The sequence below is a fragment of the Tenacibaculum sp. 1_MG-2023 genome, assembly GCF_030547425.1.
Taxonomy (GTDB): Bacteria; Bacteroidota; Bacteroidia; order Flavobacteriales; family Flavobacteriaceae; genus Polaribacter.
Genome location: NZ_JAUORH010000001.1, coordinates 25,954 through 41,182 on the forward strand (window position 1 = coordinate 25,954; position 15,229 = coordinate 41,182).

At 31.2% G+C, this 15,229-nt stretch carries 16 protein-coding genes; 10 read left to right on the top strand and 6 right to left on the bottom strand.

The window, feature by feature from the left end; genetic code table 11:
- Nucleotides 1-22: 22 nt before the first annotated feature.
- The gene (locus Q4517_RS00125) at nt 23-778 is read left to right on the top strand and encodes an SDR family NAD(P)-dependent oxidoreductase (protein WP_303504854.1); all 756 of its coding nucleotides are present in this window, start codon (nt 23-25) and stop codon (nt 776-778) included.
- A gap of 3 nt (nt 779-781) precedes the next feature.
- Complete coding sequence (locus Q4517_RS00130; protein ID WP_303504856.1) at nt 782-1,921, top strand: ATP-binding protein; 1,140 nt, start codon at nt 782-784, stop codon at nt 1,919-1,921.
- A 31-nt stretch (nt 1,922-1,952) separates the two neighbouring features.
- Here Q4517_RS00130 and Q4517_RS00135 read toward each other — a convergent pair whose 3' ends face one another.
- Both Q4517_RS00135 and Q4517_RS00140 read right to left on the bottom strand, forming a co-directional pair.
- Nucleotides 1,953-2,684, bottom strand: a complete 732-nt coding sequence (locus tag Q4517_RS00135; protein WP_303504859.1) for a sulfite exporter TauE/SafE family protein — start codon at nt 2,682-2,684, stop codon at nt 1,953-1,955.
- Nucleotides 2,685-2,737: 53 nt separating this feature from the next.
- A complete protein-coding gene (locus Q4517_RS00140; protein WP_303504861.1) occupies nt 2,738-3,217 on the bottom strand; it encodes a hypothetical protein in 480 nt (159 codons plus the stop codon).
- A 185-nt stretch (nt 3,218-3,402) separates the two neighbouring features.
- Here Q4517_RS00140 and Q4517_RS00145 point away from each other — a divergent pair, with 185 nt between their 5' ends.
- Nucleotides 3,403-3,786 carry an ankyrin repeat domain-containing protein gene (locus Q4517_RS00145; RefSeq protein ID WP_303504863.1) on the top strand — a complete coding sequence of 128 codons (384 nt, stop codon included), beginning with the start codon at nt 3,403-3,405 and terminating at the stop codon, nt 3,784-3,786.
- Nucleotides 3,787-3,860: 74 nt separating this feature from the next.
- Here Q4517_RS00145 and Q4517_RS00150 read toward each other — a convergent pair whose 3' ends face one another.
- Entirely contained in the window at nt 3,861-5,402 is a 1,542-nt protein-coding gene (locus Q4517_RS00150; protein ID WP_303504865.1) for an aldehyde dehydrogenase family protein, read from the bottom strand.
- Nucleotides 5,403-5,516: 114 nt separating this feature from the next.
- On the opposite strand from Q4517_RS00150, the gene Q4517_RS00155 reads away from it, so the two are divergent.
- Complete coding sequence (locus Q4517_RS00155; RefSeq protein WP_303504867.1) at nt 5,517-6,569, top strand: isoaspartyl peptidase/L-asparaginase family protein; 1,053 nt, start codon at nt 5,517-5,519, stop codon at nt 6,567-6,569.
- Here the strand turns inward: Q4517_RS00155 and Q4517_RS00160 are convergent.
- Genes Q4517_RS00160 through Q4517_RS00170 form a run of 3 tightly spaced genes read right to left on the bottom strand, consistent with a single transcriptional unit; the run spans nt 6,566 to nt 8,900 of the window.
- The gene (locus Q4517_RS00160) at nt 6,566-7,948 is read right to left on the bottom strand and encodes an outer membrane beta-barrel protein (protein WP_303504869.1); all 1,383 of its coding nucleotides are present in this window, start codon (nt 7,946-7,948) and stop codon (nt 6,566-6,568) included. The genes Q4517_RS00155 and Q4517_RS00160 overlap by 4 nt on opposite strands.
- Before the next feature lie 3 nt (nt 7,949-7,951).
- Complete coding sequence (locus tag Q4517_RS00165) at nt 7,952-8,503, bottom strand: RNA polymerase sigma factor (protein WP_368506454.1); 552 nt, start codon at nt 8,501-8,503, stop codon at nt 7,952-7,954.
- Nucleotides 8,496-8,900, bottom strand: coding sequence for a hypothetical protein (locus Q4517_RS00170; protein ID WP_303504871.1), 405 nt, complete (start codon nt 8,898-8,900; stop codon nt 8,496-8,498). Before Q4517_RS00170 ends, Q4517_RS00165 begins: the two co-directional genes overlap by 8 nt.
- 107 nt (nt 8,901-9,007) lie before the next feature.
- Between Q4517_RS00170 and Q4517_RS00175 the strand changes: the two genes are divergently transcribed.
- The 6 genes from Q4517_RS00175 (at nt 9,008) to Q4517_RS00200 (ending at nt 15,205) form a co-directional block, all read left to right on the top strand.
- Nucleotides 9,008-9,982, top strand: coding sequence for an acyl transferase (locus Q4517_RS00175; RefSeq protein ID WP_303504873.1), 975 nt, complete (start codon nt 9,008-9,010; stop codon nt 9,980-9,982).
- A gap of 58 nt (nt 9,983-10,040) precedes the next feature.
- Nucleotides 10,041-11,327, top strand: a complete 1,287-nt coding sequence (locus tag Q4517_RS00180) for a D-arabinono-1,4-lactone oxidase (protein ID WP_303504876.1) — start codon at nt 10,041-10,043, stop codon at nt 11,325-11,327.
- Nucleotides 11,328-11,337: 10 nt separating this feature from the next.
- Complete coding sequence (locus Q4517_RS00185; RefSeq protein WP_303504878.1) at nt 11,338-12,510, top strand: alanine racemase; 1,173 nt, start codon at nt 11,338-11,340, stop codon at nt 12,508-12,510.
- A 54-nt stretch (nt 12,511-12,564) separates the two neighbouring features.
- A complete protein-coding gene (locus tag Q4517_RS00190) occupies nt 12,565-13,020 on the top strand; it encodes a YHS domain-containing (seleno)protein (protein ID WP_303504881.1) in 456 nt (151 codons plus the stop codon).
- A gap of 1 nt (nt 13,021) precedes the next feature.
- Complete coding sequence (locus Q4517_RS00195; RefSeq protein ID WP_303504883.1) at nt 13,022-13,456, top strand: YHS domain-containing (seleno)protein; 435 nt, start codon at nt 13,022-13,024, stop codon at nt 13,454-13,456.
- A 102-nt stretch (nt 13,457-13,558) separates the two neighbouring features.
- The gene (locus Q4517_RS00200; protein WP_303504885.1) at nt 13,559-15,205 is read left to right on the top strand and encodes a glycerol-3-phosphate dehydrogenase/oxidase; all 1,647 of its coding nucleotides are present in this window, start codon (nt 13,559-13,561) and stop codon (nt 15,203-15,205) included.
- Nucleotides 15,206-15,229 lie beyond the last annotated feature (24 nt).

Genomic DNA, 15,229 nt, shown 5'->3' on the forward strand with positions numbered 1-15,229 from the left:
CCTTTATACAAAACAACAAACCATGCAACAAACTGCTTTAATTACTGGAGCAACCTCAGGTATTGGTAAGGCAACCGCTCAACTTTTTGCTAAGAATAACATTAACTTAATTATTTGTGGTAGGCGTATTGAAAAACTACAACAATTACAACAAGAACTATCACAGTTCACCAAGGTACATGTACTTCAGTTTGATGTTCGTTATAACAAAGAAGTACTAAAAGCAATCAATAGTTTACCTATTGAGTTTAAACATATTAATATTCTTATTAACAATGCTGGAAATGCTCATGGATTAAACAGTATTCAAAATGGAAATATTGATGATTGGGATGCTATGATTGACGGAAACGTAAAAGGTCTTTTATACGTTTCAAAAGCCATTATTCCTCAAATGGTAGAACGGAACAATGGTTTCATTGTAAATATCGGCTCTATTGCAGGAAAAGATGTATACCCTAACGGAAATGTGTATTGTGCATCAAAGTTCGCTGTAAACGCTTTAAATAAGGGAATGCGTATTGATTTGAATCAAAATAACATTCGTGTATGTGCTATTCATCCCGGGTTGGTAGAAACTGAATTTTCTGATGTTCGTTTTAAAGGAGATTCTGAAAGAGCTAAAACTGTGTATCAAGGATACAAAGCACTACAACCTGAAGATATTGCAGATATTATTCATTTTGTGGTAACACGCCCATACCATGTTAATATTGAAGATTTAATTGTATACCCTACGGCGCAAGCTAGTGCAACTATTGTGAATAAAAACGCTTAAGTTGTGATTAACAAACGTCTTTTAATTAAAAACTTATTGTCTCATAACGACGAGAATAGTTTTTATGATAAAAAACAAAAATTATCCCTTAGTTCTAAAGAAGGAAAAGCTAAGTTTATAAAACACATTTGTGCGCTTTCTAATTCTAACCCTAACAACAATTCCTATATTGTTATTGGTATTGAAGATGAAGAAAATAAAATTATTGGAGTCGATTTTTACGATGATAGTAAAATTCAGAACCTTGTAAATGCTTACCTAAAAAACCCTCCAAAAATAGAATATGAGAATGTTCCTTTTCCTCGCTTACAACGTCATAAAGTAATTGGTTTAGTAACTATTTATCCTACTAAATTAATTACCTCTTTAGCTAAAAATGCGTGGAAGTACCGTAGAGGAACTATTTTTTATCGCAGAGGTAGTAATTCTATGCCTACCGAAGATAGTTTTATACTTAAAAACAACAATAAAGCGATTGTTGAAGCTATTGAAAAAAATGCTAGTAACAATATCCAGCTTACACTCGACGGTGTTTTTGATTTTATTGAAAGACACAAACCAGAATACAATCCGAAGTACAAAGTATTTAACGAGCAATTTGTGCTTTGTTGGGCAGGAAAAAAGAAGATTATAAATGATGAAGAGTTTTTTACACGGGTTGATATTGAATTGATAAACGAGCAAGTTCGTTTGTTTTTTTCTTCGTTAGATGATGTACAAATTAGTTATAACGAACAGTCGTTTATTATTACTGAGTACATTGTTTTAGGAATTGATAAGAGTGAGAAACGCTATCCGTTAGAAAAAACTATTATCAACTTTAAAGATAACGGAAAGCATGATATTGTTACGGAATTTTTATTTGAAGCTCCTCAATATCATAACGATATTTTACAACTTATTTACGATAACAATAATAGTATTATCGCTAAAATTGTGAACAACAAACCACTTTCTGTTATTGAACACGAAGATGTATATCGATTACCTACTTCCTACTTAATCTGTTATTTAAATGGATTTGAAAGTGCTCCTCTACAACTTAAAAAAGCAAAAAATTATATCAAAAATCTAGAAGATAAAACTACCTATATTAAATACAAAGAGGCAATTCGAGTAATACGAAAGGTGAAGTATAGTTAGAAACTTTTAACCTCTTTTAAAATCTTACTATCTACCTCAACATTAATTGTACAATTGTAACGATTCCAATTAATAGAATAAAAGACAACGACAGTTTTCTGAATTTAGATTGTGGTATATAAGCTAATATTTTCTTTCCTATAAATGATCCTACAAGTCCAATTACAAACAAAAAAGGGACGTATTTTAGGTCGTGATTGTGAATGTAACCATTGTTGTAATAGACAAATGTTCTTGAAAAATCAATCATAAAATCTATAAAGGCTGAAGTCGCTATAAACACACTCTTTTCTAAGTTAAAAGCTGCCATGGTTAACCCTCTAATAGCTCCTCCTGTACCTAACAATCCCGCTGAAAATCCTGAAAATGAACCTCCAATAATGGCATTTTTTTTATTCGGGGAAACAATGAATTTATTTTTAATCAGGAAGAAAGCACTAAACCCCACTAAAAAGACTCCTAAAAATATTTCTAAATAGGCACTGTTCACATATTTTGATAATATACCTCCTAAAATCACAAAAACCACTGAAGGAATTCCAATGTTTATCAACAATTTTTTATCTAAGCCTTTTTTAAATAAGAAGATTTTACTCACATTACTAGACAAATGAAAAATAGCTGTAAGACCTAACACAGAGTAAAAATCGAAATAAAAATTTCCTATTGGAACAAAAAAAACAGACGAACCAAAACCTCCTATTGTTCCAATAATTTCGGCAATTAAAGCTAATACTAAAAATATGAAGTTTATGTCTTTCATTCCTTTTTACCATCTAAATTATCTTGCAAATTTTTAAGTTCTTGCCATTTACCTTAGTAAGCTAATTTTGCTTGTTTGGGCCATGTATTAGGTTTATGAACTCTATAACGATCTCCTCCCCTTTTTAATACTTCTTGACATTTTTCTACAGACGTTTCTGCTAACAACTTCCAACTATTTATACTAAAATTATGGAAAAGTTCTTCAATTTTAGGTCCTATTTCATCAACTATTTTTAAATCATTCTCTTTTATTTTTCTACCAAACACCTTTTTAATTTCATTTGTATTAAATGGTTTTTGTTCTTCAGATATAGAGGGTGCTATACTAGATTTTGCTAATTTTAAATCAGTTTCTAATACTGACTTACTTTCTTTACAGTTCCTTAAACTAGATTCTAATTTTACTATTTTATTCTTTAAAAGAACTATCTCGTCTTTCCTAATATTTTTACTCGATAGTTTTCCTAATAAATAGCCTAAAATAGCGGCAATTACTGCTACTGCTAATGAAATTAATATACACCAATTCATGATTTAATTATTCGGTTAATAGCTAGTTAAATTACTGATTTTTAATTTATTAAAAAAACATTCAATCTGTTAAGAGATTTTTAAAAGCTTATCTTAAATAATTGTTAAGTCTATGTATTTGTTGAAACGTTTTGTTTTTATAGGCGTCTTTTAGCTGTAACCTAATCATAAAAAAACTTAACATCATGAAAAAATTTGTATTAACTGCTTTAGCAATCGCTTTATCTTTCGGAACTATTACTGCTGCTTCAACTTCATATGAAGCACCTATTAAAACTAACTTAGAATATCCTAACGTAAGTACTTTTTGTAAATTAATTAGAGTTGGAAACTTTGAAGCTGTAAAAGCTATGGTTGAAAACGGAACAGATATTAACAGAAAATCTACTGGATTAACTCCTTTAATGTTTGCTGCTAGATATAACAAAGTAGACATCGTTAAACTTTTGATTGATAGCGGAGCCAAGTTGAAAACAAAGTCTGAAAGAGGATATACTGCCTTAGAATATGCTAAAATGTCGAAAGCACATGAGGCCTATAAAGTTATTTCTGTTGCTTTAGAAAAATAATATAAAACTTGTTTAAAAGCAAAAAGTCTCATCAAAATGATGAGACTTTTTCATATTTTGAAAACTATGTTTTCTTATAAATCGAACTTAATTCCTTGTGCTAAAGGTAATTCATCAGAATAGTTTACAGTATTTGTCTGACGACGCATGTACACTTTCCAAGCATCAGATCCAGACTCACGTCCACCACCTGTTTCTTTTTCACCTCCAAAAGCTCCTCCAATTTCAGCTCCTGAGGTACCAATGTTTACATTTGCAATACCACAATCAGATCCTGCAAACGATAGGAATTTTTCAGCTTCTTTCATTTCATTTGTCATGATTGAAGAAGATAATCCTTGTGCAACTCCGTTTTGTAATTCAATCGCGTTTTCAACATCTCCTGAATACTTCATTAAGTATAAAATTGGAGCAAATGTTTCATGTTGAACAATTTCAAAATGGTTTTCAGCTTCAATAATTGCTGGCTTAACATAACAACCACTTTCGTAACCTTCACCTTCTAAAACACCGCCTTCAACTAATACGTTTCCTCCTTCAGCTTTTGCTTTTTCAATAGCAGCTAAATAAGTATTTACAGAGTCTTTATCAATTAATGGTCCAACGTGATTATTTTCATCTAATGGGTTTCCAATTTTGATTTGACCATAAGCTCCAACAATCGCATCTCTTACTTTGTCATAAACAGATTCGTGAATAATTAAACGACGTGTTGATGTACAACGTTGTCCACATGTACCTACAGCTCCAAATACAGCACCTGGAACTACTACTTTTAAATCAGCAGTTGGAGTAATAATAATTGCATTGTTTCCTCCTAATTCTAATAATGATTTACCGAAACGCTCCGCAACTTTAGTACCAACAATACGTCCCATTCTTGTAGAACCAGTAGCAGATACTAAAGGAATACGTGTATCTTCAGTAATGTATTCACCAACTTTATAGTCTCCATTAACAATACAAGAAATTCCTTCTGGTAAATTGTTATCTTTTAAAACCTCAGCAATAATGTTTTGACAAGCTACTGAACATAAAGGTGCTTTTTCTGAACCTTTCCATACACATACGTTACCACAAATCCAAGCCAACGCTGTATTCCAAGCCCAAACAGCCACAGGAAAGTTAAATGCTGATATAATACCAACAACACCTATTGGGTGCCATTGCTCTCTCATTACGTGTTCTGGTCTTTCAGATGGAATTACTTGTCCATTTAACTGACGAGATAAACCTACAGCGAAATCACAGATATCAATCATTTCTTGCACCTCACCTAAACCTTCTTGGTAAGATTTACCCATTTCGTAAGAAACTAATTTACCTAACGGTTCTTTTAACTCTCTTAATTTGTTTCCAAATTGACGAACAATTTCTCCACGTTGAGGTGCAGGCATAGTTCTCCAAGTTTTAAATGCTGAAGTAGCAGCATCCATCACCTTTTCGTAATCTTCTTTGGTAGAAGCTTTTACTTTTCCTATTAACTTTCCATCTACTGGTGAGTATGATTCAATAATTTCACCGTTTGAAAAGTTTACTGAACCTGTTGAAGTTCCTTTATTTATTTCTTGTAAGCCTAAAGTAGCTAACGCTTCTTTAATACCAAAATCTGCCATATTTTTATATTCTAATTTTAGTTGTTTAAATTTAAAGCTCAAAACTACGAATAATTTTACAATTAATAAATTAAACAAACACAGTTGTTTTTGTTTAAAAATTAACAAATAATCATGAAAAACATTTATTACTTTCTTTCTTTACTGGTAACATTAACAGCTTGTAATTCGCCTAAAACAACTTCAAATAAACAAAATGATACTCCTGTAAATGAGTTCGCTATTATTATTCATGGAGGAGCTGGAACTATTCTAAAAAAGAATATGACCCCTGAAAAAGAAGCTGCTTATAAAGCTAAACTAGAAGAAGCTATAAAAACAGGATATGAAATTTTAAAAAACGGAGGTTCTAGTGGTGATGCTGTTGTAAAAACCATTCAAGTAATGGAAGAATCTCCTCTGTTTAATGCGGGAAAAGGAGCTGTGTTTACCCATGATGAAACGAATGAACTTGATGCCTCTTTTATGGATGGAAAAACATTGAATGCGGGAGCTGTAGCAGGTGTAAGTACTATTAAAAGTCCAATTGAGGCTGCTAGGACTGTAATGACAAATTCTGACCATGTGATGTTATCTGGAAAAGGAGCTTCTCAATTTGCTAAAGAACAAGGGTTAGAAATTGTAGACCCAAATTATTTTTATACTGAAAATCGTTTCAAATCTTTACAACGAATTAAGGACAAAGAAAAAACAGCATTAGACCATGATGATAAAGAAGCTGCTTTTTATGATGCTTATATTAAAAATAGTAAGTTTGGTACTGTTGGTTGTGTGGCCTTAGATAAGAATGGAAATATTACTGCGGGAACTTCTACTGGCGGTATGACTAACAAACGTTGGGGACGCATTGGAGATTCTCCTATTATTGGTTCAGGTACCTATGCAAATAATAAAACTTGTGGTGTTTCTTCAACTGGTTGGGGTGAATATTTTATCCGTACTCAAATAGCTTATGATATTTCTGCTCAAATGGAATACCAACAAAAATCATTAAAAGAAGCTACTAAAGATGTTATTCAAAATAAACTAACCAAGCTTGGTGGAACTGGTGGTGTGGTTGCTTTAGATAAAAATGGTAATATGTCTTTTGAATTTAATACTGCAGGAATGTATCGTGCTTCAATGGATGATAACGGTCATTTAGTAATTAAAATTTATAACGATTAAAACTGATAGTTTAAACCTGTATAAATACCAATAAAATATGGCTGAAACCCATTTGAATCATTTTTAAATGTATTTAACTGGGTTTTTAGCATTGGATTAATATTTAGAGACCATTTTTTACTGAACTTATAACTAAGATCTATCCCTAAATTTCCACTAAAGTTAACGCTATTTAAGTTGTTTGCTTCTCCTGATGTTGAAAAATCAGTAGTTTTTAAGTTTACATCATTCTTGTTTAAAAACAAAGAACTAAAACCCATAACTAATTGTGTTTTTAGCTTTTTTCCTTCTAATACACTATACTTAACTTCTACTGGAACTTCAATATACCCATAACTTTGATTTAACTCACCATCAAGGCTTCCTGAACTTATAGATACTGAATTTGTACTAAAATCTGTTTGAGAAGTATCATTTAATGTATAATTCTCTCCAGAACTAAAGGCTACATTAGAGCTACTTGATTCTACAGGGTTTACAGCTACATTAGTATTAGAATACCCCATTTCTTGTAAATGTATCCCCGATTGAAGTGTCCATTTTTTATTTAATTGATATGCAACTTGAACACCATAGGAATAACTTGTATTTCCTTTTGTAGTGTTTGATAAATTTACATCTATAGGGGATGATTCAGAAAATGAATTAGAGTTTAATACAGCTACAGTTGGTGAAACAGTCCACAGTTTCTTTTTTTCTTCTTCTTCTTTTCTATTTTCTTCATCATTTACAACTGCTAAAAAGTCTTTTTTAGGTTTTACAACCTTATAAATTGTATCCTTTTCTTTTTTGAAAACACTTTTTTCTTCGTTTTTAAGAACTGGCAAGCTATTTTCAAGCTTGCCAGTAGAGTTTTCTTCTTTCACAACATCTTTTTTAGCCAGTAAAGCCCCTTCAACTACTCTACTTGACACGTTATTGCTATCTTTTTCTTGCAATTCTTTTTTACTAACCTTCACAACATGATTAGCGGTTAAAACTTCATTTTCATGAAGCTTTTCTTTCAATACTTTTTTCTTTTTCGTTTCTTCTTTTACTACAAGTGTTTCCCTTAAGTTTTCTTTGGTTGGTTTTATCAATAAATCATCTTTTAATTCTTCATTTTTCTTTTCTTGCTCTTTAGGTTCAGGTTTTGGCGATTCAACCAAAATTACATCTGTATCTTCTATATTTTCTTGTTCGTGAGCAAATGGATAAAGCAAAAGACCTAAAACAAGTATAGCAGCAACCCCTCCAGAAAACCACCAAATAGGAAAAACACGTTGTTTTTTCTTTTTTTGTAGTTTTTCTTCAATAGCATTCCATACGCTTTCATTAGGAGTTACCTCCAAATCTTTAAGCTTCTCTTGAAATAGTCTATCGATGTTTTTTTCTTCCATCAGTTATGCGTTTTCCTCTTTTACTTGATATCGTTCCATTTCCTTTTTCAATATCTGTCTTGCTCGTGATAAATTTGATTTTGATGTTCCTACAGAAATATTTAATAGTTCTGCTATTTCTTTATGTGAGTAATTATCTAATACATAAAGATTAAAAACTAAACGATACCTATCTGGTAAATTTTGAATTAAATCTAACAAAACATCAATATTAACATTTTCTGTTTCAAAGGCTACTTCTTCAACTATTTCCTCATCAGGAGCTTCTGAAACTAAGTGTAAAGGTGATTTTTCTCTATACTTTTGTAATGCTGTATTTATGGTTATTCTTTTCATCCATCCTTCAAAAGAACCTCTGTGCTGATATTGAGGCATCTTTTTAAAAATGGTTAAAAAACTATCTTGTAACGTATCTTCAGCATCTTGATAATTACGTGAATACTTTAAACACAGCGCAAAAAGTTTACCAGAAAATAACTGGTAAACTTGCGCTTGCGCTGTGATATTTTGATGACAGCATCCTTGTATGAGTTTTTCTAAATTGATGTTACAAATTTACTGGAATTACCACTTCTTCGTATACATCTTCTCCTTCATCATTTTTACCTTTCCAAAACTTAAAAACATAATCTTCTTCCTGAGTTGCCTCAACAGGAAAAGCATATTCTTCTTGTCTTACATCTTCAGTACAAGCAACATCAAGAGCTACTATTGCTGTACCAGCTACAATTCTAGTTGTATCTACTTTTTGGTAGTATAATCCATCAAAAGAATAACAACTATTAGGCAACGTATACTTTATCTTAATTGTATCAACTTCTCCGAATGTAAAACTTTCAGGTGTTGTAGCACTATCAACCTTTAAAAACTCATACCTAACATTAGGGCCGTCATCATCTAAACAAGAATAAAACGTAAATACACTTAAAAAAAGAATTAAAATTTTTTTCATGACATATATAATTGGGGTTATTATTATTTTAATTTTCTATGGTTTATATACTAGATGAAAAAAAATTAAAAAGGTTGCGTCGAATACTCTTACTTTTGTAGAAGTTTATGAAAAACACCATTTTTAACATACAGTCTACAGAAGATTTCAATAAAACTGCACTACAAGTTTTTAAACATCAGTTTACAAACAACAAGGTGTATCGTTCTTTTTGCGATTTAATATATGTTCATCCATCTGATGTAAACACTATTGAACAAATTCCGTTTTTACCTATTCAGTTTTTTAAAACTCGTGAGGTACTTTCTTCTACCGAAGAAATTCAAGAAACTTTTACAAGTTCAGGAACTACAGGAAATACAACCAGTAAACATTTAGTTACCGATTTATCTTGGTACGAAACCAGTTACTTAAAAGGGTTTGATTATTTTTATGGAAATATAGAGCACTATGTAGTATTAGCTTTGTTACCTAATTATTTAGAACGTAAAGGATCTTCTTTAATTTATATGGTAGATGATTTAATTAAACGTTCTAAAAACCCTGAAAGTGGGTTTTACCTCAATAATTTAAATGAACTTGCTCAAAAGCTTACACATTTAGATTCACAAGGAAAAAAAGTATTACTTATAGGTGTTTCTTTTGCTTTGTTAGATTTAATAGAACAATATGATTTCAATCTTTCTAATACTATCATTATGGAAACTGGTGGAATGAAAGGAAAAAGAAAAGAACTTATTCGTAACGAACTACATACTATTTTAAGTAACGGATTTGGTGTAAATGAAATTCATTCTGAATATGGAATGACAGAGTTGTTAAGTCAAGGATATTCAAAAGGAAACGGTGTTTTTAACTGTCCACCTTGGATGCAAATCTTAACTCGTGATACTGAAGATGCTTTAACTATCTTACCTAAAGAAAAATCAGGCGGAATTAATGTTATTGATTTGGCAAACTATAATTCTTGTTCTTTTATTGCGACACAAGATTTAGGTAAAGTATACCAAGACAATAGTTTTGAAATTATCGGTCGTTTTGATAACTCTGATATTCGTGGTTGTAATTTAATGGTTTTGTAATCCTTTTTTATTTTTTGCTATCTTACCTTGCTATTAACCTCTATTAGTTCAAGGTATTATGAAAAACTGGGCAGAAAATGTACAGTGGAATCCATCAACTATTGCATTTCCTCATTCGGAAAATGAAATTCAGCAACTTGTTTTAAAAGCTATTCAATTTAACCAAAAAATCAGAGTTATTGGTTCTGGACATTCTTTTACTTCTTTGTGTAGTACTCATGAAATATTAGTAACTCTCGATAATTTTCAAGGAATTATTTCGGTAAACAAAGAAAAAAATCAAGCTACTGTAAAAGCAGGAACGAAACTTTCTTTATTAGGAGAATTATTATTTAATGAAGGATTAGCTATGGAAAATATGGGCGATATCAACGTTCAGTCAATTGCTGGCGCCATAAGTACAGGTACACACGGAACAGGTGTCGGACTTAAATCCATCAGCAACCAAGTAATCGGATTAAAATTTGTGAATGGAAAGGGTGAAATTATGGAGTGTTCTACCTCAAAAAACACAGAGCTATTCAAAGCAGCACAAGTGTCTTTAGGATGCTTAGGAATTATTACAGAGGTTACTTTACAGTGTGTACCAACTTACAAACTAAAGCTTCAAAACAAAAAAGAAAAATTAAGTGATGTTTTGGCAACCTTGAACGAAAGAAACTCTCAAAATAGAAATTTTGAATTTTACTGGATTCCTTATACCGATACTGCTTGGACAAAAACTTCAAACATTGTGGAAGATTCTGAACCCGATAAAGTGAATTTTTTCAACTACTGGACTGAATATATACTAGAAAACCATATTTTTAAACTCATGTGTGAATATGCTAACCTTTTTCCATCACAAAATAAAACAGTAGCTAACATCACTGCGGCCAGTATAAGCAATGTGAAAAAAGTATATCACAGTCACAAAGTATATGCTACGCAACGAATGGTTAAATTCCATGAAATGGAGTATAATATTCCTGCAGAAACTTACCAAGATGTATTTAAAGATGTGCAAAAAATTGTCAATTCTAAAAAATTCAATATTCATTTTCCGATTGAAAATCGTTGGGTAAAAGGAGATGACGTTTTCATGAGTCCTGCTTACAATAGAAATTCTGCATATATCGCTTGCCATGTTTACAATAAAAAGGATAGCAGTGCTTATTTTACTGCTTTAGAAGAAGTTTTTAAAGCCTATAATGGAAGACCTCATTGGGGTAAAATGAATACATTCACTTCAGAAGATATTGCTAGAATGTATCCTAAATTCCCCAATTTTATGGCTTTCAGAAAAGAGCATGACCCAGAAAATATATTTGTGAATCCGTATCTTCAAAAACTGCTAGGTATTTAATTCTATGGATATGTATTTTAAAACCCTAAATAAAGAATTAAAAAACTACCAACGAGCGATTCCTTGTTTGTTAGTAGATTTAGATATTTTAGATGAAAATATTACAGAAGTAATTTCTAATTTTAGAAAAGATACTTCGCTTAGAGTTGTAGTGAAATCATTACCTTCATTTCAATTAATTGAATATATATTAGAAAAAACACTCTCAAATAAGTTGATGGTTTTTCATCAACCTTTTTTAACCGATTTAACTGCTCGATTAAATAACAAAGCAAATGTTTTATTGGGTAAACCCATGCCTATAAAAACTGTTGAATATTTTTACAACAACTTACCTCAGCAACACAACGGGTTTAATCCGTTTACACAAACTCAATGGTTGGTAGATACCGAAAAAAGAATTAAAGAATACATCAACTTAGCCAAACAACTCAATCAAAAATTACGATTAAACATTGAAATTGATGTGGGGTTACATCGCGGTGGATTTTCTTCTCTAAAAAATTTATCAAAAGGATTATCATTGATTGAAAACAATCAAGAATTTGTGGCGTTTTCAGGATTTATGGGCTACGATCCTCATGTGGTAAAACTTCCAACAATTATTCGTTCTAAAAAAAAGGCATTACAATTGGCCAATCAGTTTTATGAACAATGTAAAAATTTGCTTCAAAAAGAATTCCCTTTATTATGGAACGAGAATTTAACTTTTAACGGAGCCGGAAGCCCAACCTTAAACTTACATAAAGAACAAAATTCTCCGATAAACGATATTGCCATTGGCTCATGCTTTGTAAAACCTACAGCTTTTGACATTCCTTCTTTAAAAAACTACATTCCTGCAGCTTTTATTGCCACACCTGTTTTAAAAACTTTTTCAAACACTACGTTACCAGGGTTAGAAACTTTAAAGAATCTATTCACTAAAAAATCAGCATTTATTTATGGTGGTTTTTGGAAAGCTGATTATTACTATCCGAAAGGAATAAAACAGAATAATTTGTTTGGAGCATCTACCAATCAAACCATGATTAATATTCCTAAAAATATAACTTTACAAGTAGATGAGTTTGTATTTTTAAGACCACACCAAAGTGAATTTGTTTTTCTTCAATTCGGAGAAATTTTACCCATTAGAAAAGGTAAAATTCAAAAACCTTGGCAATTATTAAACAATTCCTAACTGTAATTGTAATGTTCATTGTTTTTCATCGACTACTCATAAAATCTACAAACAATGAAAAACTTTTTTACACTGCTTTTGGTAGTAATTTCTACTGCATTATACGCTCAAAAAACTGATTATAACACCAAAAAAGGCTATGTGTCAGAAGGTTACGACGTTGTTTCTTACTTTACAAATAGTGAACCTATTGAAGGAAAAAAGAAGTTTCAAACAACTTACGACGGAGCAAAATTTAAGTTTTCCTCAGAAAAAAACTTATCCCTATTTAAAGAAAATCCAACAAAATACATTCCTCAATATGGAGGATATTGTGCTTATGCTGTAGCTGCTAAAAAAACAAAAATGTACATTGATGCTGAAGCTTATGAAATTAGAGATGGTAAACTATACCTTTTTTATAGCTCTTGGATTTCTAGTAAACTTGATGATTGGAGAAATGGTAATACTAAAAAGTTACAAGCTCAAGGAGATATAAATTGGGAAGAACTAAAGCATAAAAAGAATTAACATGAAACATTTATTCATAATTTTTCTACTTTTTTCAACCATTACTTTTTCACAAGAATACAATACTAAAAACGGTGTAGCTGTTAAAGGTTATGATGTAGTTAGTTACTTTCATGATATAGCCGAAAAAGGGAATAAAAAATTTACCACTAAATACAACGGTGTTTCTTTTCGTTTTTCATCAAAAGAAAATTTAGGTACTTTCCTTAAAAATCCTAAAAAATACAATCCACAATATGGTGGATATTGCGCCTATGCAATTGGTAAAACTGGAGCAAAGGTTGATATTAACCCGAAAACTTTTGAAATACGAGATGGTAAACTGTATTTATTTTATAATTCTTGGGGTACCAATACATTAAAAATGTGGTTAAAAGAAAATCCTGAAAAACTCAAAAAACAAGCAGATATAAATTGGAGAACAGTGAATCAGTAATTGATTCATTTATTTAGGGGGATGAAGGGCTGGATAAATCCAGCTCTTTTTTTGTTTTTTGGTTATTTTTTATTCTTATTTTTGGTTGATAAAGAAAGCTCTATGAATAATTTCTCTTCTTTCAATAGAAAAAACATTCAACAAGAATTACAAACAACAGAATTTGATATTCTAGTAATTGGCGGTGGTATTACTGGTGCAGGTATTGCTTTAGATGCGGCATCACGTGGAATGAAAGTTGCCTTAATAGAAAAAAACGACTTTGCTTCAGGTACTTCAAGTAAATCTACCAAGCTAATTCATGGAGGTTTACGCTACTTAAAACAGTTTGATTTTTGGTTGGTGAAAGAAGTAGGTACTGAACGTGCTATTGTTCATAAACTAGCTCCGCACTTGGTAATTCCTGAAAAAATGATTTTACCATTAATTGACGGCGGAACTTACGGTTCATGGTTAACATCTATCGGATTAAAAGTATATGATGTACTAGCTTCTGTTGAAGGAGATGATAAACGTAAAATGCTTGATAAGAAGGAAGCGTTAGAAAAAGAACCTTTGTTACCTGAAAGTATTTTAAATGGTGCTGGTTTTTATGCTGAATATCGTACGGATGATGCTCGTTTAACTATTGAAGTTTTAAAAACAGCTAGCCAATACGATGCACAAATATTGAACTATACACACGCAGACGAATTTATTTACGAAAATAAACGTGTCGTAGGTGCTAAAGTAACGGATACTTTTACTGATGAAAGTTACGATATCAAAGCTAAATATGTAGTAAATGCAGCAGGCCCTTGGGTAGATGAATTACGTCAAATAAACAATTCTAAAATTGGAAAGCGTTTACATTTAACCAAAGGAGTTCACTTGGTTGTACCGCATGAAAAATTACCTGTAAAACAATCGGTGTATTTTGATATTCCTGATGGTCGTATGATGTTTGCTATTCCTCGTGGAAAAGTAACCTATTTCGGAACTACAGACACCAATTATCAACAAGACAAAGATTCCGTTGAAACTTCAATGGTAGATGCTTTATATTTAATTGAAGCAGTAAATAATATGTTTCCTGACATCCAATTAACTATGGATGATATTCAATCATCTTGGGCAGGATTACGTCCGTTAATTCATGAAGAAGGAAAATCGGCTTCGGAATTGTCTCGTAAAGATGAAATTTTTGTGTCTGATACCAAGTTAATTTCTATCGCAGGAGGTAAGCTAACAGGTTACAGAAAAATGGCAGAACGTATCGTAGATATTGTCGCTAAAAAAATGAAACGCCGCTTTGAGATAGAATTTGACCCAATTCAAACTGAAGAAATTGTTTTAGCAGGAGGTCCTTTTCAAAACTATAAATCAGTAAAATTATATAGTAATCAGGTTTATAAACGTATAAAATCATTTGGTTTTTCAGAAAAAGATGCTAGCTATTTAGTGCACAACTATGGTAAACAAACTGAACTTATTTTAGATAAGTTTGATGAGCTAAATGAAAAAAATATGCAAGAACGTTTGTTAAAAGCAGAAGTATGGTTTACCATAAAACACGAAATGACCTGTACTCCTACCGACTTTTTTATGCGAAGAACTGGTCGTTTGTTTTTTGATAAACCAAGTGTAGATCTATACAAAAACTTTATTATTCAAGAGTTTACCAAACGTTTTAATTGGAATAAAAACACATCTTTAAAACACAAACAAGAGTTGGATAAAAAAATAGCTTTAACCTTAAATTTTAACTAGTTTTTATCTAGAAAATTAATCGAG

What these genes read in the sequence shown, in the direction of transcription:
- Q4517_RS00125 (WP_303504854.1), top strand. Translation starts at nt 23, where the DNA reads ATGCAACAAACTGCTTTAATTACTGGAGCAACCTCAGGTATTGGTAAG.
- Q4517_RS00135 (WP_303504859.1), bottom strand. Translation starts at nt 2,684, where the DNA reads ATGAAAGACATAAACTTCATATTTTTAGTATTAGCTTTAATTGCCGAA.
- Q4517_RS00140 (WP_303504861.1), bottom strand. Translation starts at nt 3,217, where the DNA reads ATGAATTGGTGTATATTAATTTCATTAGCAGTAGCAGTAATTGCCGCT.
- Q4517_RS00145 (WP_303504863.1), top strand. Translation starts at nt 3,403, where the DNA reads ATGAAAAAATTTGTATTAACTGCTTTAGCAATCGCTTTATCTTTCGGA.
- Q4517_RS00150 (WP_303504865.1), bottom strand. Translation starts at nt 5,402, where the DNA reads ATGGCAGATTTTGGTATTAAAGAAGCGTTAGCTACTTTAGGCTTACAA.
- Q4517_RS00155 (WP_303504867.1), top strand. Translation starts at nt 5,517, where the DNA reads ATGAAAAACATTTATTACTTTCTTTCTTTACTGGTAACATTAACAGCT.
- Q4517_RS00160 (WP_303504869.1), bottom strand. Translation starts at nt 7,948, where the DNA reads ATGGAAGAAAAAAACATCGATAGACTATTTCAAGAGAAGCTTAAAGAT.
- Q4517_RS00170 (WP_303504871.1), bottom strand. Translation starts at nt 8,900, where the DNA reads ATGAAAAAAATTTTAATTCTTTTTTTAAGTGTATTTACGTTTTATTCT.
- Q4517_RS00175 (WP_303504873.1), top strand. Translation starts at nt 9,008, where the DNA reads ATGAAAAACACCATTTTTAACATACAGTCTACAGAAGATTTCAATAAA.
- Q4517_RS00180 (WP_303504876.1), top strand. Translation starts at nt 10,041, where the DNA reads ATGAAAAACTGGGCAGAAAATGTACAGTGGAATCCATCAACTATTGCA.
- Q4517_RS00185 (WP_303504878.1), top strand. Translation starts at nt 11,338, where the DNA reads ATGTATTTTAAAACCCTAAATAAAGAATTAAAAAACTACCAACGAGCG.
- Q4517_RS00190 (WP_303504881.1), top strand. Translation starts at nt 12,565, where the DNA reads ATGAAAAACTTTTTTACACTGCTTTTGGTAGTAATTTCTACTGCATTA.
- Q4517_RS00195 (WP_303504883.1), top strand. Translation starts at nt 13,022, where the DNA reads ATGAAACATTTATTCATAATTTTTCTACTTTTTTCAACCATTACTTTT.
- Q4517_RS00200 (WP_303504885.1), top strand. Translation starts at nt 13,559, where the DNA reads ATGAATAATTTCTCTTCTTTCAATAGAAAAAACATTCAACAAGAATTA.